Below are 24,301 nucleotides of genomic sequence, written 5' to 3' on the forward strand. Positions count from 1 at the left end.
CAGCGTGCCCTACTGCAGCTCGAGGCTGAGGTCCTCGCGCCTGGTGACGCCGGACAGGTCCACCTTGTCCAGCAGCTGGGCCACGGGACCGTGGTCCAGCAGCACGGCGTCGGGCTCGAGGTCGTGCCAGGGCTTGAGGACGAAGCCGCGCTCGTGGGCACGGGGGTGCGGCAGCACCAGCATGTCGTCGTCGGCGCGGCGGTCGCCGACCTGGATCAGGTCGACGTCGAGGGTCCGAGGGGCGTTGCGCACGTCGCCGCGCTCGCGGCCGAAGGCCGACTCGATGGCCAGCGCCCGCTCCATCAGGCGGTGCGCGGGCAGCGTGGTGTCGAGCAGCACGATCACGTTGAGGTAGGGCTTGGCCTCGGCGGGCGAGTCGACCGGGGCGGTCTCGTAGACGCCGGAGACGCTGGTCAACCACACCTCGGGGGTGTCCGCCATGGCGTCGAGGGCGCCCTGCAGCGCGGTCAGGCGCTCTCCGAGGTTCGAACCCAGGGCGACGACCACCCGACGGATGGGGTGCATCTCGCCGGTCAGGGAGTCGGCGTCGACGATGTGGGGATTGGGGGTCTCGGTCACGAGTCGGTCCTCTTGTTCCTGGTGATGGTCAGCGCCACGTCCCGAAACGTGGCGTCGATGGGTGCATCCGGCTTGTGGACGGTCACCCGCGCCCATTCAACACGGTCGTCGCCGAGGGCGACATTCGCGAGCCGGTCGGCAAGCCTCTCGATCAGGTCGACCGGATCGGTCTCCACCGCGGTCTTGACCTTGGCCACGAGACTCCCGTAGTCCACGGTGTCCCGCAAGTCGTCCGAGGCAGCCGCCGGAGCGGTGTCCAGGCCGAGCGTGAGATCGATGAGGAACACCTGGCCCTCGCGGCGTTCGAAGTCGAAGACCCCGTGGTGGCCGAAGGCCTCGATCCCTGCGATGGTCAGCTCGTCGGTCATCCCTGCTCCTGACTCAGTCTCTGCCACACGGCCAGCGCGTCTGCGGTGGCTCGCACGTCGTGCACGCGGAGCGCCCAGACGCCCCGCTGGGCCAGCAGCACCGCGAGCGCCACCCCGGCGTACTCCCGCTGGGCAGGCGGAGGTACGCCGTCCGGCCCGGCGAGGAGCTGCCCGAGGAACGCCTTGCGGCTGGCACCGACCAGGACGGGCCGTCCCAGGGCCTGGAGCCGCGCAAGGCCGGCGAGCAGCTCCCAGTTCTGCTCCGTGGTCTTGGCGAAGCCCAGGCCGGGGTCCAGGATCACCCTCGACTCCGGCACCCCGGCCTCGGCCAGGGCCTCCAGGCGAGCCTCGAGCTCACGGCAGACGCCGGCCACGACGCCGTCGGGGTAGCTGGTGAACTGCGTCATGTGGTGGGCGTGGGCCCGCCAGTGCATCGCCACGTAGGTGGCCTGCGACCCGGCGATCACCTCGAGCATCCCCGGGTCGGCCAGGCCGCCGCTCACGTCGTTGACGATGGTGGCGCCGGCGTCCAGCGCGGCGGCGGCCACCTCGGCGCGCATGGTGTCCACCGAGACCACCGCCCCGGCGGCGGCGAGGTCGGCGATGACGGGCACCACCCGGTCGAGCTCCTCGGCCACCAGCGGCCTGGTGGCCCCCGGCCGGGTCGACTCGCCCCCGATGTCCAGGATGTCGGCGCCGTGCGCCAGCAGCTCGCGACCGTGCGCCACGGCCGAGGCGTGGTCGTCCCAGCGGCCACCGTCGGAGAAGGAGTCCGGGGTCACGTTGACCACGCCCATGACCAGCGGTCGACCGCCCCGGTCCGAGAGGGTCACCGGGTCCCGGACCGGATGAGGGCCATCGCCTCCGAGCGGGTCGCCGCGTTGTGCATGATGCCGCGGACCGCGGAGGTGATGGTGCGGGCTCCGGCCTTGCGCACCCCGCGCATGGTCATGCACAGGTGCTCCGCCTCGATCACCACGATCACCCCGCGGGCCTCCAGGAGCTCCACCATGGCGTCGGCGACCTGGGTGGTGAGCCGCTCCTGGACCTGGGGCCGCTTGGCGAAGACGTCGACCAGGCGGGCCAGCTTGGACAGGCCGGTGATCTTGCCCGACTCCGCCGGGATGTACCCGACGTGGGCCACCCCGGTGAAGGGCACCAGGTGGTGCTCGCACATGGACCACAGCTCGATGTCGCGGACCAGCACCATCTCGTCGTGCCCGATGTCGAAGGTGGTGGTCAGCACGTCCTCGGGGCGCTGGCGCAGACCTTGGGTGAGCTCGGCGTAGGCCCGGGCCACCCGGGCCGGCGTCTCCCGCAGGCCCTCGCGGTCGACGTCCTCGCCGATGGCGGCCAGCAGCTCGCGCACCGCCGCCTCGGCTCGTGCGTGGTCGAACTCCGGGACGTCGGCCGCATCGCGTGCCGCCAGCCCGATGCGGTCGGTCACGCGGACGGGGTGGGAGGTTGGGGGGCGCTGCCGCCGGGCTCCACGCCACCGTGGATGTCGCCGCCGCTGCTGGGCGGGGTGAGGATCACGCCGCCCTCGCCCTCGGGCATGGTCGCACCGTTGGCACCGGCGCGGGCGCGGTCGCGGATCTCCTGCGGGATCTCCACCGGCGGGATGTCCGACGGGGTGCGCTGCGGCGAGCCGGTCCAGGCCGGACGGGTCGGCCGGCGACGCAGCGGCTCGAAGATCCGCGAGATCTCGGCCTTGTCCAGCGTCTCCTTGTCCATCAGCTCCAGCACCAGGGCGTCGAGGACGTCCCGGTTCTCCTCCAGGATGTCGAAGGCCTCCTGGTGGGCGTTGGCCAGCAGCTTCTTGGTCTCGTCGTCGACTGCCGCCGCGACGTCCTCGGAGTAGTTGCGCTGGTGCCCCATGTCGCGACCCAGGAAGGGCTCGCCCTGGGTGTCGCCGAGCTTGATGGCGCCCAGGCGCTCGGTCATGCCGTACTGGGTGACCATGGCCCGGGCCAGGCTGGTGGCCTTCTCGATGTCGTTGCCGGCCCCGGTGGTGGGGTCGTGGAAGACCATCTCCTCCGCGGCCCGGCCGCCCAGCATGTAGGCGAGCTTGTCGAGCATCTCGCTGCGCGTGGTGGAGTACTTGTCCTCGTCGGGCAGCACCATCGTGTAGCCCAGGGCCCGTCCGCGCGGCAGGATCGTCACCTTGTGCACGGGGTCGGTGCCCGGCAGCGCCGCCGCCACCAAGGCGTGGCCGCCCTCGTGGTAGGCGGTGATGAGCTTCTCCTTCTCGCCCATCAGCCTGGTGCGGCGCTGCGGACCCGCGATCACGCGGTCGATGGCCTCGTCGAGGGTCTCGTTGGTGATCATCTTCTGGTTCGTGCGGGCGGTCAGCAGGGCCGCCTCGTTGAGCACGTTGGCCAGGTCGGCACCGGTGAAGCCGGGGGTACGTCGGGCCACGCTGATCAGGTCGATGTCGGGTGACATCGGCTTGCCGCGCGAGTGCACCTTGAGGATCATGTGGCGGCCGTTGAGGTCCGGGGCGTCGACCTGGATCTGCCGGTCGAAGCGGCCCGGGCGCAGCAGCGCGGGGTCGAGCACGTCGGGACGGTTGGTCGCCGCGATCAGGATGACCCCGCCGCGGACGTCGAACCCGTCCATCTCCACCAGCAGCTGGTTGAGCGTCTGCTCCCGCTCGTCGTGACCGCCGCCCATGCCGGCACCGCGGTGCCGTCCGACAGCGTCGATCTCGTCGATGAAGACGATCGCGGGGGCGTTCTCCTTGGCCTGCTCGAACAGGTCGCGCACCCGGGAGGCGCCGACCCCGACGAACATCTCCACGAAGTCGGAGCCGGAGATGGAGTAGAAGGGCACGCCGGCCTCACCGGCCACCGCGCGGGCCAGCAGCGTCTTACCGGTGCCGGGCGGGCCGTAGAGCAGCACACCCTTGGGGATCTTGGCGCCGACTGCCTGGAACTTGGCGGGCTCCTGGAGGAACTCCTTGATCTCGCCGAGCTCCTCGATGGCCTCTTCGCAGCCCGCGACGTCACCGAAGGTCGACTTGGGCATGTCCTTGGAGATGAGCTTGGCCTTGCTCTTGCCGAACTGCATGACTCCGCGGCCGCCGCCGCCCTGGGCCTGGTTCATCAGGAAGATGAACAGCAGCACGATCAGCGCGAAGGGCAGCAGGGTGATCAGGATGGAGCCGAGCACGCTGGGCTGGGGGACCTCGGTCGTGTACTCCTTGATGTTCCCCTCGTCCACCTGCTGCTGGACCGCCTCCTCGATGCCGTCCTGGGTCCCGTCGAGCCAGTAGGCCACCACCTTGTCCGACCCCTTGCGGGCGCCGTCGTCCAGTGTCGCGCGGATCTCCTGGTCACCGTCGACGAAGGTGACCTCGTCGACCTTGCCGTCGGCGATGTAGGCGTTCATCTCCGAGGTGGTGATCTCGTCGTACCCGTCGTTGGGCGCGAGGAACTGAATGGCCAGCAGAACGCCGAGTGCGGCAATGACCATCCACAGCCAAGGACCCTTGAAAATACGCTTCACGGACTTCTTTCAGATGGGGGCGAGCGGAGTGCTTCGAACTGAAACGGTACCTGTCCGACCCCAGCGTGCTCTAGGAGTAGACGTGCGGGGCCAGGGTGCCGATGTCGCGCAGGTTGCGGTACCGCTCCTTGTAGTCCAGGCCGTAGCCGACCACGAACTCGTTGGGGATGTCCCAGCCGACGTACTTCGGCTCCACCGGCATGGCGAGCGCCTCGGGCTTGCGCAGCAGGGTCGCGATCTCGATGGAGGCGGGGTTGCGGGTGCTGAGGCTGTTGACCAGCCAGCTGAGGGTGAGGCCGGTGTCGATGATCTCGTCCACGATCAGCACGTGCCGGCCGCTGATGTCGGTGTCGAGGTCCTTGAGGATCCGCACCACGCCGCTGGACTTGGTGCCGGCGCCGTAGGAGCTGATCGCCATCCAGTCCATCTCGACGTGGATCGGCAGTGCGCGGGCGAGGTCGGCCATCACCATCACCGCGCCGCGGAGCACCCCGACCATCAGGACGTCGCGACCTTCGTAGTCGGCGGCGATCTGCTGGGCCATCTCGCGGAGCCGATCCTGGATGTCAGCCTCGGTGAAGAGGACGTTGACCAGATCGTTCTCGACGTGGGTCGATTCCATGCGGCGGACAATACCTTGCAGCCCTGCTGCTCAGTCCGTCCGCTCGAAGACGACCGCACCCGCCGACCGCCGTGCCCGCAGATGGCCCGGCAGGTCGATCCACTTCTGCCCGTGCCAGCCGGTGACCAGGGCGTCCAGGGCCAGCACGTGACCGGAGAAGAGCTCCGCGTCCAGCGCCCCGGCACGCAGCGCGGCCAGCCGCAGCACCCGGCGGCGTACGGCGGCCGGCTGGGCGGCCAGCACGGCCACCGCGAGGGCGTCCGGGTCGGCGAGCGCGCTCACCGCGATCTCGTCCAGCGCCTCCATGTCTGTGCGCAGCGAGTCCGCGGTGCGGGCCAGCGTCTCGGCGACCCCGGGGCCGAGCTCGCGCTCCAGCACCGGCAGTACGTCGTGGCGCACCCGCGCCCGCAGGAACCGCGGGTCGGTGTTGTGCGGGTCGCGCCAGAACTCCAGGCCCTGGGCCGCGCACGCCGCCTCGGTGTCCGAGCGACGCAGGTCCAGCAGCGGGCGCAGGTAGCGGCCGAATCCCCGGCGCATGCCCGCGATGGAGCGTCCACCGCTGCCCCGGGCCAGCCCCATCAGCACGGTCTCGGCCTGGTCGTCGAGGGTGTGGCCGAGCAGGACCGCCGCGGCGGCGAACCGCTCGGCGACCTGGTCCAGCACGGCGTACCGGGCCTCGCGGGCCGCCGCCTCCGGTCCGCTGCCCTCGCCGTCGACCCGCACCCGGATCCCGACGGTCTCGGCCACCCCGAGCTCGGCCATCTGCTCGACCACGCGGGCGGCCTGGGCCTGTGACCCCTCCTGCAGCCCGTGGTCCACGGTGACCCCCACGACCTGCCAGGGCCGGTCCCGGGCCTCGAAGACCGTGGCGGCCAGCAGGGCCAGCGAGTCCGCCCCGCCGCTGCAGGCCACCAGCACCGGGGCACCGACGCGCACGGCAGGCGCGTCCGCCAGGGCCCGGCGTACCGCCAGGCGCACCGCGGCGACCGCGGGATGGGGACCCATCGCCGGTCAGCCGTGGACGCGGGAGATCCAGGCCTGCGGCTGGTGGATCTCGTCCTTGGTCGGCAAGTTCGCCGGCTCGGCCCAGACGGCGTTGAAGTCGGCCATGCCGACCTTGTCGACCACCTGCCGGACGAACGCGGCGCCGTCGCGGTACTGCGCCATCTTGGCGTCCAGCCCCAGCAGTCGACGGAGCAGCCGGTCCAGGGTCCCGACGCCGCCGCGGCGCACGTTGAACTTCTGCCTGATCTCCGACACCGACGGGATCACGCTGGGACCCACCCCGTCCATCACCACGTCGGCGTGGCCCTCCAGCAGCGACATCACGCCGGTGACCTGGTCCAGGACTGCCCGCTGCTCCGGCGTGCCGAGCACGCCCATCAGCCCCGCGCCACCCTCACGGGCGCCGCGCACCAGCTCCGAGGCGCGGCGCACCAGGTCGGTGAGGACCACGTCGGGCTCCACCGTGCCGGTGATCTGCGACATCAGGGAGAACAGGTGCTCGCGCATCCAGGGCACGGCGGTGAACTGCACCCGGTGCGTCTCCTCGTGCAGGCAGACCCAGAGCCGGAAGTCGTGGGGGTCGGCGCCGATCTCGCGCTCCACGGCGACCACGTTGGGCGCCACCAGCAGCAGCCGTCCGGAGGGGGCGAAGAACGGGTCGAACTGCCCCAGCACCTTGCCGCCGAGGAAGCCGAGCAGCAGCCCGACCTCGGCGCCGGTGACCCGGGACCCCACGGCGTGGCCGAACCCGCCGGGTGCGCTCTTGCCGGTCATCAGCTTGCCGGCGAGCGGCTCGATGATGGTGGCGAAGCCGTCGGCGTTGGCCTGCACCCACCCGGCGCGGTCGACCACCAGCACCGGCGCCGTCGCCGAGCCGGCCTCGAGCCCGGTGAAGTCGCGGACCAGCCCGGTCGAGCGGGTGGCGCCGGCGCGCAGCTCGGCCACCACGGCGTCCGCCTGCCCGGCCCCGATCTCGGGGCCGTCACCGGCCACCCGGGAGCCGACCCGGACCGCGAGGTCCCAGTCGATCATCGGGGTGCCGCCCTGCGGTGTGTCCTGGCTCATGCAGCGACCCTAGCCAACGGCCCGGCACCGGCACCCGGCCAGCGAGGCCGCCGCCTGGTCCAGCGCCTGGCGCGCGTCGAGGGTCGAGGCGGGCGCCACCTGGTCGGCGGCCAGCACGAACGCCATCGGGGTGCCGTCGAGGTCGGTGGCCAGCCCGGCCAGGGCGTGCACGCCGGTCAGGGTGCCGGTCTTGGCCCGCACCCGCCCCGGTCCCGCCGGGTCGCCGTCGACGAAGCGCCAGGTGAGCGAGCCGGAGAAGCCGGCCACCGGCAGCCCTTCGACCGCCGCCCGCAGCTCGGGGTGGTCCGGCGAGGCGGCCAGCCGGATCGCGGCCAGGAGCGTCTGGGCGCGCACCCGGTTCTCGCGCGAGAGCCCGGACCCGTCGTACACCTGGTCGGCGGAGACGTCGACCCCGAGCGCGGCCAGCGTGGACAGCACGCCGGCGGTCCCCGCGGCGGACGACCCCTCCCCCGAGGTGGCCAGCCCGACGTGCCGCGTCACCACCTCGGCCGCCTCGTTGTCGCTCACCTCGATCAGCCGCTGCACCACCTGGTCCAGCGGTGCCGAGGTGACCTCGGCCAGCTCGGGCGCGGCGGCGGAGGCCGTCACCTGAGTGGGCGCCCCGGCCACTCGTACCCCGGCGTCGGCCAGCGCGGCGGCGAACCGCTCCGCAGCGACGCGGGCCGGGTCGCCCACCCGGCCGTCGCCGTCCTCGTCACGGCCGCCGTCGACCCACAGCGAGGTGATCGGCGCGACGATCTCGTCCGGGACGTAGTCGGGCTGCCAGTGCGGGTTGTCCGCCGGCCCGGAGAACAGGGAGGTGTCGTAGCTCAGGCGCACCTTGCGCCGCGGACGGTCGCCGGCCAGCAGCGCCTCGGCGGTCTCCCGGGCCAGGGTCACCACGTCCGCCTGGTCGGGCTGGCCCCCGTCAGCCACCGGCTCGCTGGCCAGGTAGGGATCTCCTCCGCCCACCAGCACGATGTCGCGCGGTCGCTCGCCCTGGACCACCCGGGTGGAGAACGTGGTCTCGGGGCCGAGCGCCTCGAGGGCCGCGACCGCGGTGAGCAGCTTGGTGGTGGAGGCCGGCACCACGGTCCCACTCCCCCGGGAGTACGCCGGGGGGCTGCCGGCGAGGTCGGCCACCAGCGCGACGACGTGCCCGCCCAGGTCGTCCTGGCGCAACGGCCCGCGCAGGGCGCGCCGGACCGCGCCAGGGTCCAGGGGTGCGACCAGGGCGGGCGGGACCGTCCTCACCGGCGCCGGCTCGGGCAGGTTCAGACCCGCCGGCGGCTCGACTGCGGCACCGGTCGGCGCCTCCCAGCCGAGGTGGCGAGGACCCCAGTCGCCCCGGTCCGCCGCGACCCCGGCGGAGAGCAGTGCCAGGACCAGCAGCACCGGTAGCCAGTGCGCGACCCGACCTGGGCCGCGATAGCGCCCCCGAGTGCGGCCCGCGTCACGTCTCGACACCTGTGTATTCCTCCCCGAGTGTGTGGATGCAGCCATTGTGCGGGACACTGACCCCCATCGGCGCCTTCGGCCTGCTTTACCGCGGCGGACGCCGTCCCCATACACGCGATGATGACGAGGTGAAGTGACGTGCTGGAGTTCGACGTGCTGGTCGAGATCCCCAAGGGCGAGCGCAACAAGTACGAGGTCGACCACAACAGCGGCCGGCTCCGCCTGGACCGGATGCTGTTCACCTCCACGGCGTACCCGGCCGACTACGGCTACATCGAGAACACCCTCGGCCAGGACGGCGACCCTCTCGACGCGCTGGTCCTGCTGGGCGCCCCGACCTTCCCCGGCTGCCTCATCGCCTGCCGCGCCATCGGCATGTTCCGGATGACCGACGAGGCCGGCGGCGACGACAAGGTGCTCTGCGTCCCGACGCACGACCCGCGGATGGCGCACCTGCAGGACATCGGCGACGTCTCCAAGTTCGACCGCCTGGAGATCCAGCACTTCTTCGAGGTCTACAAGGACCTCGAGCCCGGCAAGTCCGTCGAAGGCGCCGACTGGGTCGGTCGCGAGGAGGCGATCGCCGAGGTGCACGCCTCGTTCGAGCGGTTCAAGACCGAGGGCCACGGCGACGACGTGGCCAACCTCGCCGACGACAGCCTGGGCGAGAACGCCTGACGCACCCCACCAGCACGCCACTCGGACGCCCTGACTCAACGAGTCGGGGCGTTCGTGGTCTCACCGTGTTCGCGCTCGCCCGTCGGCCAGTCAGCCAGTCAGCCAGTCAGCCAGTCATCCGAGCACAGTCGCCGCTGAGCCGTCACTATGGCCTCGAGCTGCGCCGTGTCGGGTGGGACGATAAGCAGCCGGTGTTCCGTCCCATCCGGCACGCCTGGCGCGTCGAGGGTCGCCCCCGGCACGCACCCCCAGCCGCGGCCTGACCCCGTGCGGAATACGGCAGATGAGTGCGTTTAGCCTTTCAGTGCGGCAGCCCGCTACCAGTTCTCGCCTCGGTTGTGGCCGATCCAAGCGTCCGCGTGTTCGGCGCGGGTGGCGCGGACGTGCGTCGTCGGGCGTAGGAGACGGTGACTGCGGCGAGCATTGGTCCCCAGGCGATCAGCGGCAGGTACAGCAGGCCGACAACGTGGACTCCTGCCGGCGTCATGTCGGTGTGTGGGACGCTCCACCAGAAAAGCAGTTGAGTCCACAGGAGGATGAGGGCGACCGCGCCCGCCGATGCCACTATGACGACCGGTCGCGTGCGGACGGGGCGACCGCCGAAGCGGGGCACCCAACGCGGTACGACTTCGCCCCACGGCTGCACGAGGCCGAGGGTGAGCAGTGCGGCAGCTTCGCTGATCACACTGAGGACCACCAGGTAGACCAGGCCGGATCCGGTGGGGTCGAGGTCGGTGAGCCCTTGCTCGGTGAACCCGCCGGAGAAGCCGAGGACGAGAGCGAGCCTCCACAGGGCGGAGGGCAGCGGTGTGAGCGCCGCGGCGTGCGCCGCCACGCGAGCCCATCGCGGAGGGGGCTCCGCGGCTAGACGGAGGCTCTGGACGCTTTCCGCGGAAGTCACAATCGGACACTAGGAGCCGCGGCGACGTCGTCCTAATCACCCACTCTCGCTTCTGACGTATGTCTTGGAACGGTGCGCCCATGGCTGGGAGCCCAGGACCTGGCCATTGGACAATCGCAACTTGTGTAGCGGTGTCACCAGGCGTCCCACGGGCTGTCGGTCACGGCTGCATTTTCGCGCACGTCCGCTCATCGGCTACTTGTCTCATTGACCCAGGACCGGTGCCGCAGCCGGGTCCAGTCTCGTCCGCAAATGGGACACACCTACTTAGCTATCTGGCCGACTGCGGCCGACGTCCGCTATCTGCGCCGGCTGTAGCGGACGTCGCCGTTGGGCAGGCGTTGGTGCAGGTAGCGATCGTCGTGGATGCGGTGGTGGTGGAAGGAGCAGAGCAGGAGCGCGTTGTCGAGGTCACTGGCGCCTTCCCGGGACCAGGGGACCAGGTGGTGCGCCTCGCACCAGGTAGCCGGGATGGTGCACCCGTCGGCGCGGCACTGCTGGTCCCTGAGCGCCAGCGCCTTGCGCTGCGCCGGTGAGAAGAGCCGGGCGGTGCGGCCCAGGTCGAGTGGTTCGGACTTCGTGCCGAGGACCGCCGGAACGAGATCTGCGGTGCACGCCAGGCGCCGGGCCTGAGCGGCGCTGATGGTCTCCCCGCCGGCCAGGGTGCCCACGCCCAGACCTTTCAGCAGGTCGGACAGGTCGATGGTGATGACCAGCTGGGTGGCGGCACCGCCGTGCAGCGGCAGTCGCGACGGGTCGAGCCCTTCCAGGAGGGAGCAGAACGCGTGTCCGAGCCGCAGGTCGCAGGGCACCGACTCCCCGGTGGCGTCGCCCGCCGTCCCGCGAGGGTTGGTGAAGGCCTCCAGGGTGGTGACCAGACGAGTGGCGACGTGGGCGGGGACGCGTGCCTTCACCAGCGTGGTGCCGTCGCCCAGGTCGCGGGTGCTCAGGGAGGTGACCCGACGGGCGTGCCGGTCCTGGTCGGCCAGCCTCCGACCCTCGGCGTCCTCGTCGAGGTGCGGGGCGATGACATGGAGGATCCGAGCGCCGAGCCGGGCCAGCTCGCGAGGCCCGAACACGGCGGCCTGCTCGAGCAGGTGGGCCTGTGCCAAGGCGAGGACCTCGGCACGCTTGTCCGGGGTCACCGGCGGCGCCACCCGGGCGTCCGCGGCCAGGTCTGCGAGCACCCGGTCCAGGTCGCCGAGCGCGCGGGCGATCACGTGCCCCTGGTCGGTGTTCACCGCGCCGGTCTGCAGCGCGGCGCCCAGGTCGCGCCACCGCTCGTCGCAGTCCAGCGCGAGGCGCTGCAACCGGCGGTGATGGTCTCGGTCCCGCCGGGTGCGGTGGGTCATCCAAGACGCGACGTCGCGGTGCCCCTCGGCGGCCGCCACCTCGCCGGAGGCCGCCATGACCCGGGTCTGCAGCACCGTCACCCGCGACGTCAACCGGTCCAGGAGCAGCAACGCCTCGCGCTGGGCGGTCACGCCCATGAACATCGGGTCGAGCGCGGCCACCTCGTCCAGGGCCCGGTCGATGACCGCCGCGCATCCCAGGATGGGGTGGGGCTCTTCGGGGGTCACGGACCAGCTCATGACCAGAATCTACGCTCGACCTCCGACAGTTCTGACCTGTATTCGATCAGCCGTTCGAACGCGAGAATGGACCCGCCCTGGCAACTGGCCGCGCCCTAGGATGCATCGCGCTCAGTGGTCTGCGACAGGATGGTGCACATGCGCCACGTGACCGACAGCGAACGTCGGCGGCGGCTCGCCCGCCGCCACGCGCTGGCACCTGGGCATCGCGTCAAGAGCGCTGAGGCAGCGACGCGAGCCATGACGGTCCTGCACGCCACGGAGTCGCCGAGCGTCTACCTCTCCCTCTGGGCGCGCGTCGACGGGCTCAGGGTCGAGGACGTCGACCGTGCGCTGTACCAGGACCGCACCCTGGTCAAGCAGCTCGCGATGCGTCGTACCCTGTTCGTCTTCCCCCGGGACCTGCTGCCCGCAGCCTGGGGAAGCGCGTCGGCGCGGGTGGCCGCCGCCCATCGGGTCCGCCTCGGCAAGGACGCCGAGCTCGGCGGGCTCACCGAGGACGGTGCCGCCTGGGTCGATGCCGCCGAGAGGGCCACGCTCGCCCATCTCGCGGACGGTGTCGAGCGCTCCGCGCAACGGCTCCGCGCGGAGGTGCCGGCGCTCGCCGGCCGGATCGAGATGTCGCCGGGCACGTCATACGGCGGCAACAACCCGATCGCACCGCGACTGCTCACCCAGCTCGGGGTGGAGGCGAAGATCGTGCGCGGCCACAACGGCGGCCACTGGCGCACCGCCCGGCCCCAGTGGACCACGATGGCGGCCTGGCTCGGCGAGGTGCCCGAACCGGCCACGGAGCGAGAGGGGTACGCGGAGCTGGTTCGGCGCTGGCTCGCGACGTTCGGTCCCGGCACTGAGGCCGATCTGGTGTGGTGGCTGGGCTCGACGAAGTCGGCTCTGCGCGCCGCCCTCGCCGACGTGGCCGCGGTCGAGGTCGGGCTGGACGGCGGCGGCACCGGCTGGGTGCTGCCCGACGACCTCGAACCGGAGCCGGACGTCGAGCCCTGGGGCGCGCTGCTGCCGGTGCTCGACCCGACGGTGATGGGCTGGAAGGAACGGAGCTTCTACCTCGGCACGCACGGACCGCTGTTGTTCGACACCAACGGCAACGCGGGGACGACCGTCTGGCTGGACGGCCGGATCGTGGGCTGCTGGGTGCAGGACCCGGACGGCGTCGTGGTGATCAACCTGCTTGAGGACGTCGGCGCCGACACCCGCGCCGCGCTGGATCGGGAGGCGGAGCGGCTCACCACCTGGCTCGAGGGCCACCGGGTGAGCACTGTCTACCCGTCCAGCGCGATGAAGGAGACGTTGATTTCCTGACCCGCGAGAGTCAGCCGTCGACGCCCGCCGCCTCGTGCGACAGCAGCTCCTCCGAGCGCAGCACCACCCGCGGGATCGCGAACGCGTCCACCAGGTCGACCGCGATCGGCCGGACCTTGCGGCACAGCGCGTTGACCTCCTTGGTGATCGCCTTGGAGCGGGCGATGCTGAGCCGACCGTGCTCCATGAACCACGCCCGGTCGGCCTCGATGGTGGTCAGCGCGAAGAGGTCGCAGAGCAGGTTGAGCGCGACCTTGTTGTCCCCGTCCGGCAGCGCCGCCGTCTTGGCGACGAAGGCCTCCAGCACCAGTCGCTCCACGTGCGCGCGGGCCGCGGCGATCACGTGGTCCTGGACCTCGGAGAAGACGGTGCCCGGGTTGCCGCCGCCGCCCACGCCGGCCCGGATCCGGCGGGCCACCCCGCCCAGCATGTGCTCCTCGCGGAAGCGCAGCATCGCCAGCTGGTAGTTCGGGTCGAGCAGGCCGGCCTCCTGGTCCCACTCGTCCCCTCCGGGCAGGACGTCCTTGATCCGCTCCAGCAGCTTGTGCACCGCGGTCTTCTCCAGCACGGTCTCCACCGCGAGCCCGGCGACGAAGCGCACCATGCCGAACTGGTCCATCTCCTCGAACTCGCCGGAGTAGTCGGTGAGCAGGCCCTTGGCCACCAGCTGCAGCAGCACGTGGTTGTCGCCCTCGAAGGTGGTGAACACGTCCGTGTCGGCCTTGAGCGCCTGGAAGCGGTTGGTGGAGAGATAGCCGGCGCCACCGCAGGCCTCGCGGCACTCCTGGATGGTGCGGGTCGCGTGCCAGGTGCCGAGCGCCTTGGTGCCCGCGGCCGCGGACTCCAGCTTGCGCCGGGCCTCCTCGTTGTCGGTGATGCCGGAGAAGACGTCGTGCAGCTGTCCGGCCACCACCTCCTGGGCGAAGTGCATCGCGTAGGTGCGGGCCAGCAGCGGCAGCAGTCGGCGCTGGTGCATGCCGTAGTCCAGGAGCAGCTGCTCGGTACCCGGGTCGGCAGCCTCGAACTGGCGACGCTGGTCGCCGTACCGAATGGCGATGGCCATGGCGACCTTGGCCGCGTTGATGGCGGCGCCGCCGACCGAGACCCGGCCCTGGACCAGGGTGCCGAGCATGGTGAAGAACCGGCGGTTGGCGCTCTCGATGGGGCTGGAGTACACCCCCTCGGGGCTGACGTCGGCGAACCGGTTCAGCAGGTTGGTGCGCGGGATGCGCACCCCGTCGAACCAGAAGCGGCCGTTGTCGACGCCGTTGAGGCCCATCTTGGGCCCGCAGTCCTCGATGCGCACGCCGGGTGCCGGGCGGCCGTCGACGCGGACCGGTACGACGAACGCGTGCACCCCGTGGGAGGTCCCGGCCACCTCGAGCTGGGCGAAGACCACCGCGAGCTCGGCGTGCTTGGCCGCGTTGCCGATGTAGTCCTTGCGTGCGGACTCGGTGGGGGTGTCGATGACGAACTCGTCGGTCTCGGGGTCGAAGCGTGCGGTGGTCCTCAGCGCCTGCACGTTGGACCCGTGGCCGGTCTCGGTCATCGCGAACGAGCCCATCAGCTCACCGGAGACGATGCCTGCCAGCCACGCGTCGTGGTGCGCCTCGGTGCCGAGCTGGAGGATCGCGCCGCCGAAAAGACCGAACTGCACGCCCACCTTGACCAGCACCGACAGGTCGCCGAGGCCGAGCGTCTCGAACGCCGCGATGGAGGCACCGATGTCGCCGCCGCCGCCGTACTCCTTCGGCAGGCCCATGCCGGTCTGACCGGTGGCGGCCATCTCGACCACCACCTCCTTGACCCGCTCGCGGAAGGCGTCGCTGCTCATGGTCTCGGCATCGCTGAGGATGTCGGCGTAGTCGACCAGGTTGTCGCGCACCAGGTTGCGCACCTCGGCGTACTTCCCGTCCAGGATGCGCGTCAGGCCCTCGACCTCGACCACCGGTTGGCGGTACCCCTTGTCCTGGAGGTCCTTGTCTGCACTGTTGGTGGCCGCTGCGGCAGTCTCGGTCGACATGGGCAGAACCGTACCTGCGGCGCGATGAGGGGGTAGGCACATGGGCAGGCTGGTCTACGCGGCACTGACGTCGCTCGACGGCTACGCGGCGGACGAGGAGGGCCGCTTCGACTGGGCCGCCCCGGACGCCGAGGTGCACGACGCCGTCAACAAGCTGCAGGCCGGGGTCTCGACCATGCTGCTGGGACGCCGGATCTACGACGTGCTGGTCGCCTGGGAGACGGTGCCGTCCACGGTCACCGAGCCCGGCGGCACGGACGTCTCGCCCCAGGAGCGGGACTACTCGACGCTGTGGCACGGCTGCGACAAGGTGGTCTTCTCGGCCACCCTGGCCGAGCCACCCAGCGCCCGCACCCGGATCGTGCGCGACCTGGACCCCGACGAGGTACGCCGGCTGAAGGCGGAGTCGCCGGGAGACCTCGCCATCGGCGGCCCCACCCTGGCCGGGCAGGCGCTGGCGGCCGGGCTGGTGGACGAGGTCCACCTGTTCGCCTTCCCGGTGCTGGTGGGCGGCGGGCTGCGCGCGCTGCCCTCCGGCCTGCGGGCCGAGCTGAGACTGCGCGAGGCCCGCAGGTTCGATTCGGGGGTGGTGCACTCCGGGTACGACGTGGTCCTGTCGTAGCCTCACCTGCGTGAGCGCGACCGGAGCCGACCAGGAGACCCCGTTCGGACGGCTCGCCTACAACTTCTCCATCGTCGGGACCCAGAAGTCCGGCACCTCCACCCTGTCGGGCACCATCTCCCAGCACCCGCTGGTGTGCCGCCCGCCGCGCAAGGAGGCGCACTTCTTCAACGACGAGGAGTACGACTGGGCGCACCCGGACTACGAGCGCGACTACACCGCGCCCAAGCGGGCCCGGATCCACCGCATGGTGGGGGACTCGACGCCGGTCTACCTGATGTGGCCCCAGGCGCTGGAGCGGATGGCGGCGTACAAGCCGGACATGCCGCTGATCGCGGTCTTCCGCGACCCGATCGAGCGGCTCTTCTCCCACTGGACGATGCTCCGCAGCCGCAACGACGCCTGGCCCGACTGGTCGGACTTCATCACCGAGTTCCGACCCAGCACCCTGCCCCTGGAGCTGCCCCCCGGCGAGCGGGCGATGCGCTACAAGCACATGTCCGGGGTGGCCCGCGGCTACTACGGCGCCCAGCTCGAGCACGGGTTCTCCGTCTTCGACCGCGACCAGTGGCTGCTCCTGGAGTTCCGCGAGCTGCTGCGCGACTACGACGTCGTGGTGGACAGGGTCACCGACCACCTGGGGCTGCCGCGGTTCGCCGAGCGGCCACCGCTGCGCAACCGGTACGCCGGGGCGGACCGGGTCACCGGCACGCCGCCGACCCCGGACGAGATCGCCGACCTGGCGACGCTGTACGCCGCCGACCTGTCGCTGTTCAACCGGCTCTCGGGCCTGGAGACGGCCCACTGGCCGACGAGCCGGATCCTCGCCGGCACCCTGGACCCGGCCGAGCTGGCCGAGAAGCTCTCCGCCCGGGTGGTCCCCCGCCCGTCCTGAGGCCCCGTCCTCGAGCCTCAGGGACGGGCGAAGAAGTTCGGCGCCTGCCAGTAGTACATCGACTCCCGGACCACCGGCCGCCCGGTGCGCGGGGCGTGGATGATCATCCCGCTGCCGGCGTAGAGGGCGACGTGGTAGATCGAGGACGGGCTGGACGAGGAGCCCCAGAAGACCAGGTCCCCGGGGACCAGGTCCGCAGCGCGGATCGGCGTCGAGGCGGTGTACTGCCCGACCGAGTAGTGCGGCAGCGAGACGCCACCGGCCTGCCAGGCGCCCGCCGTGAGGCCTGAGCAGTCCCAGGCGTTGGGACCTGCGGCGGCCCACTGGTAAGGATCGCCGATCTGCCGGGCCGCGAAGGCCACCGCGGCGGCAGCGCCGGTCTCCGGGGCCGGCGGGGTCGCCGGCGTCGGTGTGGGCGTGGGGGTGGGCGTGGGGGTGGGCGTCGCACTGGGCGTCGTACTGGGCGTCCGGGTCGGCGCCACCGTCGGGGCCGGCGTGGGCGTCGGCGTGGGCGTCGGCGTGGACCGCGGCGTGGGGGTCGGGGTGGACCGCGGGGTGGGCGTCGCAACGACGGTCGGGGTGGACCGCGGGGTCGGCGACGCGGTCGGCTTCTGGGTCGCCTTCTGGCTCTCCTTGGCCTGCTTCGCGGCAGCCTCCTGGGCCGCTGCCTGCTCCGCCGCCACCTGCTGGGCCGCCACCTGCTGGGCCGCCACCTGCTGGGCCGCCACCTGCTGGGCAGCCTCCTGAGCCGCCTGGCGCCGGCTCTCCTCCGCCGCGGCGGCCGCGGCGGCCGCCCGCTCCTCGAGCCGGGTCTGGCGCTGCCGGGCCAGGGAGACGCTGATGCCCTGCAGCTGGGCGAGCTCGCCGATCAGGCCGGCGCGCTGGACGGCGACCGCATCGGCCTCGGTCTGGGCGGCGTCGGCGGCCGCCACGGCGGTGCTCATGGCGGTCGCGGCCTCCTCCTCCAGCCGAGCGGCGCGGTCCTCGGCCTCGGTGGCCGAGGTCAGGGCACTGTCGGCCAGGGTGGAGGCGACCTGGAACGCCTGGTAGCGGGTCTCCAGGGCATCGACCGCGTTGTCGACGGTGGCCGAGCGCTCGAGGTAGGTCCCGATGCCGTCCGACTCCACCATCGCGACCATGCCGGCCACCTCGGGGGCCGACTCGTAGGAGCGGACCAGCGTCTGGCTGTAGGCCTCCTGCTGGAGCGCGACGTCGGCCGACGCGGAGTCGGCGGCGGTCCGGGCCTGCTCGGCACCTGCGCGGGCCTGCTCGAGCTCCCAGCTGGCGCGGTTGTAGGTCTCAGCCGCCTGCGCGGCGGCGATGGTGGCACCCTGCATGCGCTGGTCGGCGAGGACCAGGTCGGCGCGTACGGCGGCGAGGTCCCGGGCCTTGTCGTCCGCGGCCCGCTCGGCTGCGGCGACGTCGTCGGCGCTGGGGATCGGGTCGTCGGCGCCCTGGGCGCCTCCGGAGGCGGCGATCAGGAGCAGGATGCTGATTGTTCCGGCGAGAGCACTGCGGGTGCGCACGGGCGTTCCCCTTGCTGGTGAGCCTGCGCCGGAGAGAGAGCTCTCTCCCACGGCGATGTCTCGGGCGGCTTCCCCACCGTCCGAGACACAACAGGCACGTTAGTTCCCATTCGCCCCACAGGGAACATCTTTCCCAACAAAGTTATGCAACTGTCGGCGTGTCGTCTTGACTACTACACCGATGTAATTCGCTGGCGGCGCGACGTGCGCCCGCGTCTCACTCCCGGTCGGAGGAGTCCGCCGGCGACGCGCTCGCCGTCGGGATCTCGGCGGTCGCCGAGGTCGGATAGGAGCGCAGCCCGTGTTTGGTGAACTTCTGCCCCGACGCCAGACCGCCGACGTAGAAGGAGACCAGGGCGATCGCGATACCGGCGATGTCGTCGGCGACGTAGTGCCATCCGAAGTACAGGGTCGCGATCACGGTGAGGCCGAAGTTGACCCAGAAGACGATCTTCACGATCTGGTTGCGGACCGTGTACTGCACCATCAGCGCCACCAGCAGGGTCACCCCGGTGTGCAGGCTGGCGAACCCCGCCACGGACTGCACCGCACCCTCGACCCCGTCGTGGATGACCCCCTTGCGGGCATAGAACAGCGACTCCATCAGCGCGCTGGTCCCGCTCTCGGGGAGGTCGGCGTACAGCCACGGGTAGCGGAACCCCGGGCCCAGGGTGGGCAGCGCGTAGTACGACGCGGTGCCGAGGGTCCAGATCAGCACCTGCGAGGTGACGAACCAGTAGCCGAAGGCGATGTTGCGGGACCAGACCAGGAAGACCGCCACCCCGATCGGCACCAGCGGCAGGAACCACAGGTAGATGTAGGAGAGCACGTGCGCGCTGACCCCGGTGCCGAACATCGCGTGCAGCACGTTGGCCGGCTCGTGACCCATGAACATCGCCCGGTCGAGCACGTGCAGCTCGCGGTCGTACTTCTTGTCGCCGGTGATGAACGGCAGGAACGACTTGAGGTTCCGGTAGCTGACGTAGGTGACGTAGAAGCAGACGATCCCCAGCACGTTGAGCGTGAGCCGGTCCCGGTTCCAGTGGGTGTGCCAGCGCTTCTTCATGGCGGCCCAGCCCTGCACGGGGTGGCCCTTGGCCTCCCAGAAGTACCGCGGCAGCATGTCGGCCAGCAGCGCCGCGAACAGCAGCAGCGGCAGCCGGAGCCAGGACGGGCCCAGGAACCCCTCAGGGTCGACCAGGGGTCGATCCAGCGAGATCGACGCGGCCAGGGCGAGGACCCCCATCACGACGGTCACCCCGATGAGCAGGACATAGGCGCGGCGATACACCCCGGCAGTCTAGGGACCCGACGCTCACGCGTCCGAATCCGGTATCCGGGCGATACGGGACGCCTCCACCACCAGAGGCACCTGCTCCCCCACCGCCACCCGGGCATCGAGGCGGGCCACCGCGTGCAGCCGCCCGACCCCCGGCACGTCGACCTGGAGCCGCAGCAGCTCCGGCGTGCTGAGCACCGCGGTCACCGTGCCGGTCAGCCTCCCGGCGGGATCCACCACCAGGGCCGAGCGCCGCAGCGCCAGCAGCCCGCCCGGCTCCAGGCCCGCCGCGACCGCCATCCGACGCGCGGCATCGTCGCGCAGCACCCCGGCGTAGCCGAGGAACTCCGCGGTGACCGCGTCCACCGGCTCCGCCCACACCCCGGAGATGGGTCCCTGCTGCACGACCCGCCCCGAGAACATCACCGCGATGCGGTCGGCCACGATGAACGCCTCGTCGTGGTCGTGGGTGACCATCAGCGCCGTGGTCCCGGACTCGCGCAGGATCCTGGCCAGGTCGGCGGCCAGCGACTCCCGCAGCGCGGCGTCCAGCGCGGAGAGCGGCTCGTCGAGCAGGAGCAGCCGGGGCTGGACCGCGAGCGCCCGGGCCAGCGCCACCCGCTGCCGCTCGCCCCCGGACAGGGTGGCCGGCATCCGGTCGGCGTACCCGGCCAGCCCGACCAGCTCCAGCAGCTCGGCCACCCGCGCCGCGACCGTGGCGGGGGGGACCCGCCGCAGCCGCAGCGCGTAGCCCACGTTGCGGGCCACCGACAGGTGGGCGAAGAGCTGCCCGTCCTGGAACATCAGCGCGAACCCCCGCCGGTGCGTGGCACGCCCGGCCAGGTCCTCGCCGTCGAACCGGACCGTCCCGGCGCTGACCGGCTCCAGCCCGGCGATGCTGCGCAGCAGGGTCGACTTGCCGCACCCCGAGGGACCGAGCACGGCCAGCACCTCGCCCCCCGGCAGGTCCAGGGAGACGGAGTCGACGGCGACCAGGTCGCCGTAGCGCACGGAGACGTCGCGGAGGGAGAGGAGGGCAGCCATGTCGCTAGAAGGCTCCCACGGCCGGCACCCGCAGGCGCTCCACGGCGAGCATCACCGCGGCCGTGACGCCGGCCAGCAGCACCGACGCGGCCAGCGCCATGCCGTAGTTCATCTCGCCGGGATTGCCGATCAGGCGGAAGATCACCACCGGCACGGTCGGGTTCTCCTCCCGGGCCAGGAAGGAGGTGGCCCCGAACTCCCCCAGCGACGCCGCGAACGCGAAGCCGGTGGCGGCGAGCAGCGGCTTCCAGACCGCGGGGACGTCCACGGTGAGGAAGGAGCGCAGCGGGCCGGCCCCGAGCGAGGCCGCGGCCTGGCGCTGACGGTCGTCCAGGCCGGCCAGCACCGGGACCAGGGTGCGGACCACCAGCGGCAGCGCCACCAGCGCCTGGGCGATCGGCACCAGCAGCGCCGAGTCCCGCAGGTCCACCGGCGGCCGGTCCAGGGCGATCAGGAAGCCGAACCCGAGGGTGACCGCGGAGACTCCCAGGGGGAGCATGAACAGGCCGTCGAGCCAGGACCGCAGCCGGCGCTCGGCCCGGGTGTGGGAGCGACGCGTGACCATCACGGCCAGGACGAGCCCGAGGACCAGCGCCATCGTGGTCGCGTCGGCGGCGGTGCGCAGCGAGGTGGCCAGCGCCTGGGTCACCGGGACCAGCAGCGCCCGGTCCTCACCGGTCCCCGAGAGGGCCCGGTAGTTGCCCAAGCCCCACTCGCCCCCGACCCGCAGCGAGCCCACCACGAGGGTGACCAGCGGCGTCGCCACGAACACCACCAGCACCCCGGTCATCGCCAGCGCCGGGAGGTCGTGCCGGCTCGGGCGTCTCGGCGCCACGGCGCGACGCGACACGGTCGTGGCGCCGTTGCGGGTGCGGCCGGTGAGCACCAGCAGCCCGGTGATCAGCACCAGCTGCAGCACCGAGAGCGCGGCGGCCGCCTGCAGGTCGAACAGGGTGGTGGTGAGCAGGTAGATCTCGGTCTCCACCGTGGCGTAGCGCACCCCGCCGAGCACCAGCACGATCCCGAAGGCGGTGGCGCAGAACAGGAACACCACCGAGGCGGCGGAGACGATCGCGGGCCGCAGGGCCGGGAGGGTGACGGTGCGCAGCACCTGCCACGGCGAGGCCCCCAGCGCCGCCGCCGCCTCGCCCGGCCGCGGGTCCAGCCCCTCCCAGGCCGCCCCCACGGAGCGGATCACCACGGCTGCGTTGAAGAACGCCAGGCCCGCGACGATCGCGACCGGGGTACCGTCCAGGCCCAGGAAGCCCAGGGGCCCGGACTCACCGAGCAGCTGCCGGAAGGCGACCCCCACGACGACCGTGGGCAGCACGAACGGCACCAGCAGCACCGCTCGCAGCACGGCGCGTCCGGGCAGCGCGAGCCGGCTCAGCGCGTACGCCGCCGGCAGTCCCAGGAGCAGCGAGAGCGCGGTACCGGCCAGCGCGGAGCCCAGGGTGAAGGCCAGCACCCGCGCCACCCGGGGTCGGGCCAGCACCTGGAGCACGCCCGGGACGTCGAGCTGCCCGTCGACGACGAAGCCGCGGCTCACCATCGCGGCGACGGGCAGCACGAAGAAGACGCCGAGGACCAGCAGCGGCCCCGTTGCCAGGGCGCCCAGGACCAGCAGCCGCCGGGGCGGCCGCACCCCGCTCGCCCACTGAGGAGTCACTCGGTGGTGAGGTCGGTCCACCGCTGGAGCCACGTGTCCCGGTTGGCCGCAATGTCGGCGGGGTCGACCGTGTAGGGGTCCTCGGGGCGGGCGGCGTAGCGGGCCCAGTCCTCGGGCAGGTCCACGCCCGTGACCACCGGGAAGACGTACATGCTCTCCGGCAGCGCCGCCTGGGTCTCCGGCTCCTGCAGGAACGCGACCAGGTCCCTCGCGCCCTCGGGGTTGGCCGCACCCTTGAGCACCCCGGCGTACTCCACCTGCTGGAAGCAGGTCTCCAGCAGCGCGCTGGTCGTGGACTTCTCCGACCCCTCGGGCACGGTGAACGCGGGTGAGGAGTCGTAGGAGACCACGATGGGCCGCTCCCCGCCCTCGCCCCCCTGGGTGAAGTCGGTGTAGTAGGCGTCCGACCAGCCGTCGACGACCTTGAGGCCGTTGTCCAGCAGCTCCGACCAGTACGCCGGCCACTTCTCGCCATAGGCGGCGACCGTGGTCAGCAGGAAGGCCATGCCCGGCGAGGAGGTCGACGCGGCCGGGGTCACCATCAGGTCCCGGTACGCCGGCTTCGTCAGGTCCGCCAGCGTCCGCGGCGGGACCACGTCCTGCTTGGCGAACCAGGTGTCGTCGATGTTGACGCAGACGGCCGCCACGTCGACCGGGGTGAGCCGGTCGGAGCCCTCGGGGAGCTCGTAGCGCCCGGCGCCGGGGGCCTGCGGCGGGTCGTAGGGGGCGAAGACCCCTTCGTCCAGGACTCGGGAGGCGAAGGTGTTGTCGACCCCGAACGCCACGTCGCCCGTGGGGTTCTCCTTGGTCAGCGCCAGCTTGGCGCTCAGCGCGCCGGCGTCGCCGGAGGAGCGCACCACGACCTCGTGGCCGTACTGCTCGCGGAACTCCGCGAGCAGCTCCTCGGGCAGCGTGAAGGAGTCGTGGGTGACCAGCACCACCTCGCTCGCCCCGCCCGCCTCGGCGCTCTGGTCCTCACCCCCCAGCAGGCTGCAGGCGCCGAGCAGCGCACCGGTCAGTGCCAGTGCCGTCGCCCGGTGGAACGTCGACCGGTGGGACGTGGTGAGCCTTGAGCCCGTGCAGGCGTGCGTGTTCACGTGATGACTCCCTTCGCCGGTGCTAACCGGAGCAGGTTCTTAGGGTCTGCGGCGGATCCGCACTCTCAGCACCCGAGTCCTCGCGGACGAAGTGCTCCCCTGTCTTGTGCCGGCCAGCCTACAGATAGCCGAACCGCTTCAGCAGCGGCCACGCGATCGCGGTCACCACCGCACGGTCCGAGCGCGACATCTGGGTGCGCCAGGCGTCGTCGGCGCGCAGCTCGGTGATCCCGGTGCGGAACCGCATCGGGTTGCCCGCCACCGAGTGGCTCGGGTGCAGCTCGATGCTGTGGTCGTCCACCATCGGCAGCCCCGGCCGGCCAGGCAGCCCGAGCGCGTCCCAGGCCCCGGCGACCGCCTGGGCCGGGGAGGCCACCAGGTCCTCGTAGCGCAGCCGGGTCACCGGGACGCCGCGCCAGGCCAGCCCCTGGACCGTCAGGTTGCCCGACATCCACAGGGCGGTGCTGCGGGCCGGGGAGAAGCGCGGCATCGGCTCGCCGTCCGCCTCGGGCCGGGCCACCACCTTGGCCCAGGAGTGCGCCACCCCGCGGGCGTCGCGCACGATGTGCAGCACCCGCAGATCCAGGTCCTCCAGGTGGCTCAGGGTCACCGCGGTGGGGATCTCCTTGCTGGAGTCGACCAGGATCCGGGCGCCGCTGACCTGCTGCGCCGCGGCGTAGACGGCGCGGAACCAGCCGGCGTACTCGTCGATGGCGGCGCGGGTGGCGGCGTCCGGGCGACGCCGTACCGTGCGCGGCAGCCGGCGCTGGCGGTCCACCTGCGACTTGAGCTCGGCGATCCGGTCCACCTCGACCTGCTCCCACCCCCCGAAGGCGAGGCGTCCCACCTCGCTCCAGAAGGGGCACTGGTGGAACGGGCGCTCGCACGCGCACAGCTGGTCCTCGCGCACGCCCCGCTCCCACAGGTGCACGACCTCCCCGAGCAGGGTGACGCCGTCGATCTCGGCGAGCAGCCGCTCCGCCAGGGTGGACCCGCTGCGTCCCCAGCCGGCGATGTAGAGGACCAGCGGGTCGCCGGGCTGGCCGCCCAT

General features: G+C 72.0%; 22 protein-coding genes and 1 riboswitch. Of the genes, 4 read left to right on the forward strand and 18 right to left on the reverse strand.

Features of this window, described 5'->3' with window-relative positions; translation table 11 throughout:
• Positions 1-9: 9 nt before the first annotated feature.
• The 9 genes from folK to dacB all read right to left on the reverse strand — a co-directional run bounded on the left by folK (position 10) and on the right by dacB (position 8,613).
• The gene (gene folK, locus C5H89_RS03655; RefSeq protein ID WP_104105696.1) at positions 10-579 is read right to left on the reverse strand and encodes a 2-amino-4-hydroxy-6-hydroxymethyldihydropteridine diphosphokinase; all 570 of its coding nucleotides are present in this window, start codon (positions 577-579) and stop codon (positions 10-12) included.
• Positions 576-947: a dihydroneopterin aldolase gene (gene folB, locus C5H89_RS03660; protein ID WP_104105697.1), complete on the reverse strand. Its 372-nt coding sequence runs from the start codon at positions 945-947 to the stop codon at positions 576-578. Before folB ends, folK begins: the two co-directional genes overlap by 4 nt.
• Entirely contained in the window at positions 944-1,744 is an 801-nt protein-coding gene (folP, locus tag C5H89_RS03665) for a dihydropteroate synthase (RefSeq protein WP_104105767.1), read from the reverse strand. The genes folB and folP overlap by 4 nt, the downstream gene beginning before the upstream one ends.
• Positions 1,745-1,776: 32 nt before the next feature.
• Positions 1,777-2,376, reverse strand: a complete 600-nt coding sequence (gene folE, locus C5H89_RS03670; protein WP_104105768.1) for a GTP cyclohydrolase I FolE — start codon at positions 2,374-2,376, stop codon at positions 1,777-1,779.
• Between the two features lie 14 nt (positions 2,377-2,390).
• Positions 2,391-4,421 (reverse strand): ATP-dependent zinc metalloprotease FtsH, encoded by a 2,031-nt coding sequence (ftsH, locus tag C5H89_RS03675; RefSeq protein ID WP_104105698.1) that lies wholly within the window; start codon positions 4,419-4,421, stop codon positions 2,391-2,393.
• Between the two features lie 103 nt (positions 4,422-4,524).
• Entirely contained in the window at positions 4,525-5,076 is a 552-nt protein-coding gene (gene hpt, locus C5H89_RS03680) for a hypoxanthine phosphoribosyltransferase (protein WP_101525539.1), read from the reverse strand.
• 30 nt (positions 5,077-5,106) lie between these two features.
• Complete coding sequence (tilS, locus tag C5H89_RS03685; RefSeq protein ID WP_104105699.1) at positions 5,107-6,081, reverse strand: tRNA lysidine(34) synthetase TilS; 975 nt, start codon at positions 6,079-6,081, stop codon at positions 5,107-5,109.
• 6 nt (positions 6,082-6,087) lie between these two features.
• Positions 6,088-7,146, reverse strand: a complete 1,059-nt coding sequence (locus tag C5H89_RS03690; protein WP_240181677.1) for a zinc-dependent metalloprotease — start codon at positions 7,144-7,146, stop codon at positions 6,088-6,090.
• A gap of 9 nt (positions 7,147-7,155) precedes the next feature.
• Positions 7,156-8,613 carry a D-alanyl-D-alanine carboxypeptidase/D-alanyl-D-alanine-endopeptidase gene (dacB, locus tag C5H89_RS03695; protein ID WP_162799186.1) on the reverse strand — a complete coding sequence of 486 codons (1,458 nt, stop codon included), beginning with the start codon at positions 8,611-8,613 and terminating at the stop codon, positions 7,156-7,158.
• A 132-nt stretch (positions 8,614-8,745) separates the two neighbouring features.
• Between dacB and C5H89_RS03700 the strand changes: the two genes are divergently transcribed.
• Positions 8,746-9,282: an inorganic diphosphatase gene (locus C5H89_RS03700; protein ID WP_104105769.1), complete on the forward strand. Its 537-nt coding sequence runs from the start codon at positions 8,746-8,748 to the stop codon at positions 9,280-9,282.
• A gap of 301 nt (positions 9,283-9,583) precedes the next feature.
• Here C5H89_RS03700 and C5H89_RS03705 read toward each other — a convergent pair whose 3' ends face one another.
• Positions 9,584-10,117, reverse strand: coding sequence for a hypothetical protein (locus tag C5H89_RS03705; RefSeq protein ID WP_205304836.1), 534 nt, complete (start codon positions 10,115-10,117; stop codon positions 9,584-9,586).
• A gap of 365 nt (positions 10,118-10,482) precedes the next feature.
• A complete protein-coding gene (locus tag C5H89_RS03710) occupies positions 10,483-11,775 on the reverse strand; it encodes an HNH endonuclease signature motif containing protein (protein WP_104105702.1) in 1,293 nt (430 codons plus the stop codon).
• A gap of 138 nt (positions 11,776-11,913) precedes the next feature.
• Between C5H89_RS03710 and C5H89_RS03715 the strand changes: the two genes are divergently transcribed.
• The gene (locus C5H89_RS03715; RefSeq protein WP_104105770.1) at positions 11,914-13,095 is read left to right on the forward strand and encodes a winged helix DNA-binding domain-containing protein; all 1,182 of its coding nucleotides are present in this window, start codon (positions 11,914-11,916) and stop codon (positions 13,093-13,095) included.
• Between the two features lie 10 nt (positions 13,096-13,105).
• On the opposite strand, the gene C5H89_RS03720 is transcribed toward C5H89_RS03715, so the two are convergent.
• On the reverse strand, positions 13,106-15,118 hold the full coding sequence (locus C5H89_RS03720) for an acyl-CoA dehydrogenase (protein ID WP_104105703.1): 2,013 nt from the start codon (positions 15,116-15,118) through the stop codon (positions 13,106-13,108).
• A gap of 40 nt (positions 15,119-15,158) precedes the next feature.
• On the opposite strand from C5H89_RS03720, the gene C5H89_RS03725 reads away from it, so the two are divergent.
• On the forward strand, positions 15,159-15,740 hold the full coding sequence (locus tag C5H89_RS03725; RefSeq protein WP_104105704.1) for a dihydrofolate reductase family protein: 582 nt from the start codon (positions 15,159-15,161) through the stop codon (positions 15,738-15,740).
• Positions 15,741-15,750: 10 nt separating this feature from the next.
• Positions 15,751-16,635 (forward strand): sulfotransferase domain-containing protein, encoded by an 885-nt coding sequence (locus C5H89_RS03730; RefSeq protein WP_162799187.1) that lies wholly within the window; start codon positions 15,751-15,753, stop codon positions 16,633-16,635.
• 17 nt (positions 16,636-16,652) lie between these two features.
• On the opposite strand, the gene C5H89_RS18800 is transcribed toward C5H89_RS03730, so the two are convergent.
• The 6 genes from C5H89_RS18800 to C5H89_RS03770 form a co-directional block, all read right to left on the reverse strand.
• The gene (locus C5H89_RS18800) at positions 16,653-18,161 is read right to left on the reverse strand and encodes a C40 family peptidase (protein WP_162799188.1); all 1,509 of its coding nucleotides are present in this window, start codon (positions 18,159-18,161) and stop codon (positions 16,653-16,655) included.
• A gap of 217 nt (positions 18,162-18,378) precedes the next feature.
• Complete coding sequence (locus tag C5H89_RS03750) at positions 18,379-19,452, reverse strand: phosphatase PAP2 family protein (protein WP_240181678.1); 1,074 nt, start codon at positions 19,450-19,452, stop codon at positions 18,379-18,381.
• A 24-nt stretch (positions 19,453-19,476) separates the two neighbouring features.
• The gene (locus C5H89_RS03755; RefSeq protein WP_104105706.1) at positions 19,477-20,484 is read right to left on the reverse strand and encodes an ABC transporter ATP-binding protein; all 1,008 of its coding nucleotides are present in this window, start codon (positions 20,482-20,484) and stop codon (positions 19,477-19,479) included.
• A 4-nt stretch (positions 20,485-20,488) separates the two neighbouring features.
• Positions 20,489-22,129 (reverse strand): iron ABC transporter permease, encoded by a 1,641-nt coding sequence (locus C5H89_RS03760; RefSeq protein WP_240181679.1) that lies wholly within the window; start codon positions 22,127-22,129, stop codon positions 20,489-20,491.
• A gap of 20 nt (positions 22,130-22,149) precedes the next feature.
• Entirely contained in the window at positions 22,150-23,250 is a 1,101-nt protein-coding gene (locus C5H89_RS03765; protein ID WP_240181680.1) for a thiamine ABC transporter substrate-binding protein, read from the reverse strand.
• Positions 23,242-23,361, reverse strand: a riboswitch (TPP riboswitch). Its footprint overlaps the gene before it by 9 nt.
• Positions 23,362-23,368: 7 nt before the next feature.
• On the reverse strand, positions 23,369-24,301 hold the full coding sequence (locus C5H89_RS03770; RefSeq protein ID WP_104105707.1) for a sulfotransferase: 933 nt from the start codon (positions 24,299-24,301) through the stop codon (positions 23,369-23,371).

Source organism: Nocardioides sp. 616 (genome assembly GCF_002930065.1).
Lineage (GTDB): Bacteria > Actinomycetota > Actinomycetes > Propionibacteriales > Nocardioidaceae > Nocardioides > Nocardioides houyundeii.

What these genes read in the sequence shown, in the direction of transcription:
- folB (WP_104105697.1), bottom strand. Translation starts at nt 947, where the DNA reads ATGACCGACGAGCTGACCATCGCAGGGATCGAGGCCTTCGGCCACCAC.
- folP (WP_104105767.1), bottom strand. Translation starts at nt 1,744, where the DNA reads ATGGGCGTGGTCAACGTGACCCCGGACTCCTTCTCCGACGGTGGCCGC.
- ftsH (WP_104105698.1), bottom strand. Translation starts at nt 4,421, where the DNA reads ATGGTCATTGCCGCACTCGGCGTTCTGCTGGCCATTCAGTTCCTCGCG.
- hpt (WP_101525539.1), bottom strand. Translation starts at nt 5,076, where the DNA reads ATGGAATCGACCCACGTCGAGAACGATCTGGTCAACGTCCTCTTCACC.
- tilS (WP_104105699.1), bottom strand. Translation starts at nt 6,081, where the DNA reads ATGGGTCCCCATCCCGCGGTCGCCGCGGTGCGCCTGGCGGTACGCCGG.
- C5H89_RS03690 (WP_240181677.1), bottom strand. Translation starts at nt 7,146, where the DNA reads ATGAGCCAGGACACACCGCAGGGCGGCACCCCGATGATCGACTGGGAC.
- C5H89_RS03710 (WP_104105702.1), bottom strand. Translation starts at nt 11,775, where the DNA reads ATGAGCTGGTCCGTGACCCCCGAAGAGCCCCACCCCATCCTGGGATGC.
- C5H89_RS03715 (WP_104105770.1), top strand. Translation starts at nt 11,914, where the DNA reads ATGCGCCACGTGACCGACAGCGAACGTCGGCGGCGGCTCGCCCGCCGC.
- C5H89_RS03720 (WP_104105703.1), bottom strand. Translation starts at nt 15,118, where the DNA reads ATGTCGACCGAGACTGCCGCAGCGGCCACCAACAGTGCAGACAAGGAC.
- C5H89_RS03725 (WP_104105704.1), top strand. Translation starts at nt 15,159, where the DNA reads ATGGGCAGGCTGGTCTACGCGGCACTGACGTCGCTCGACGGCTACGCG.
- C5H89_RS03755 (WP_104105706.1), bottom strand. Translation starts at nt 20,484, where the DNA reads ATGGCTGCCCTCCTCTCCCTCCGCGACGTCTCCGTGCGCTACGGCGAC.
- C5H89_RS03770 (WP_104105707.1), bottom strand. Translation starts at nt 24,301, where the DNA reads ATGGGCGGCCAGCCCGGCGACCCGCTGGTCCTCTACATCGCCGGCTGG.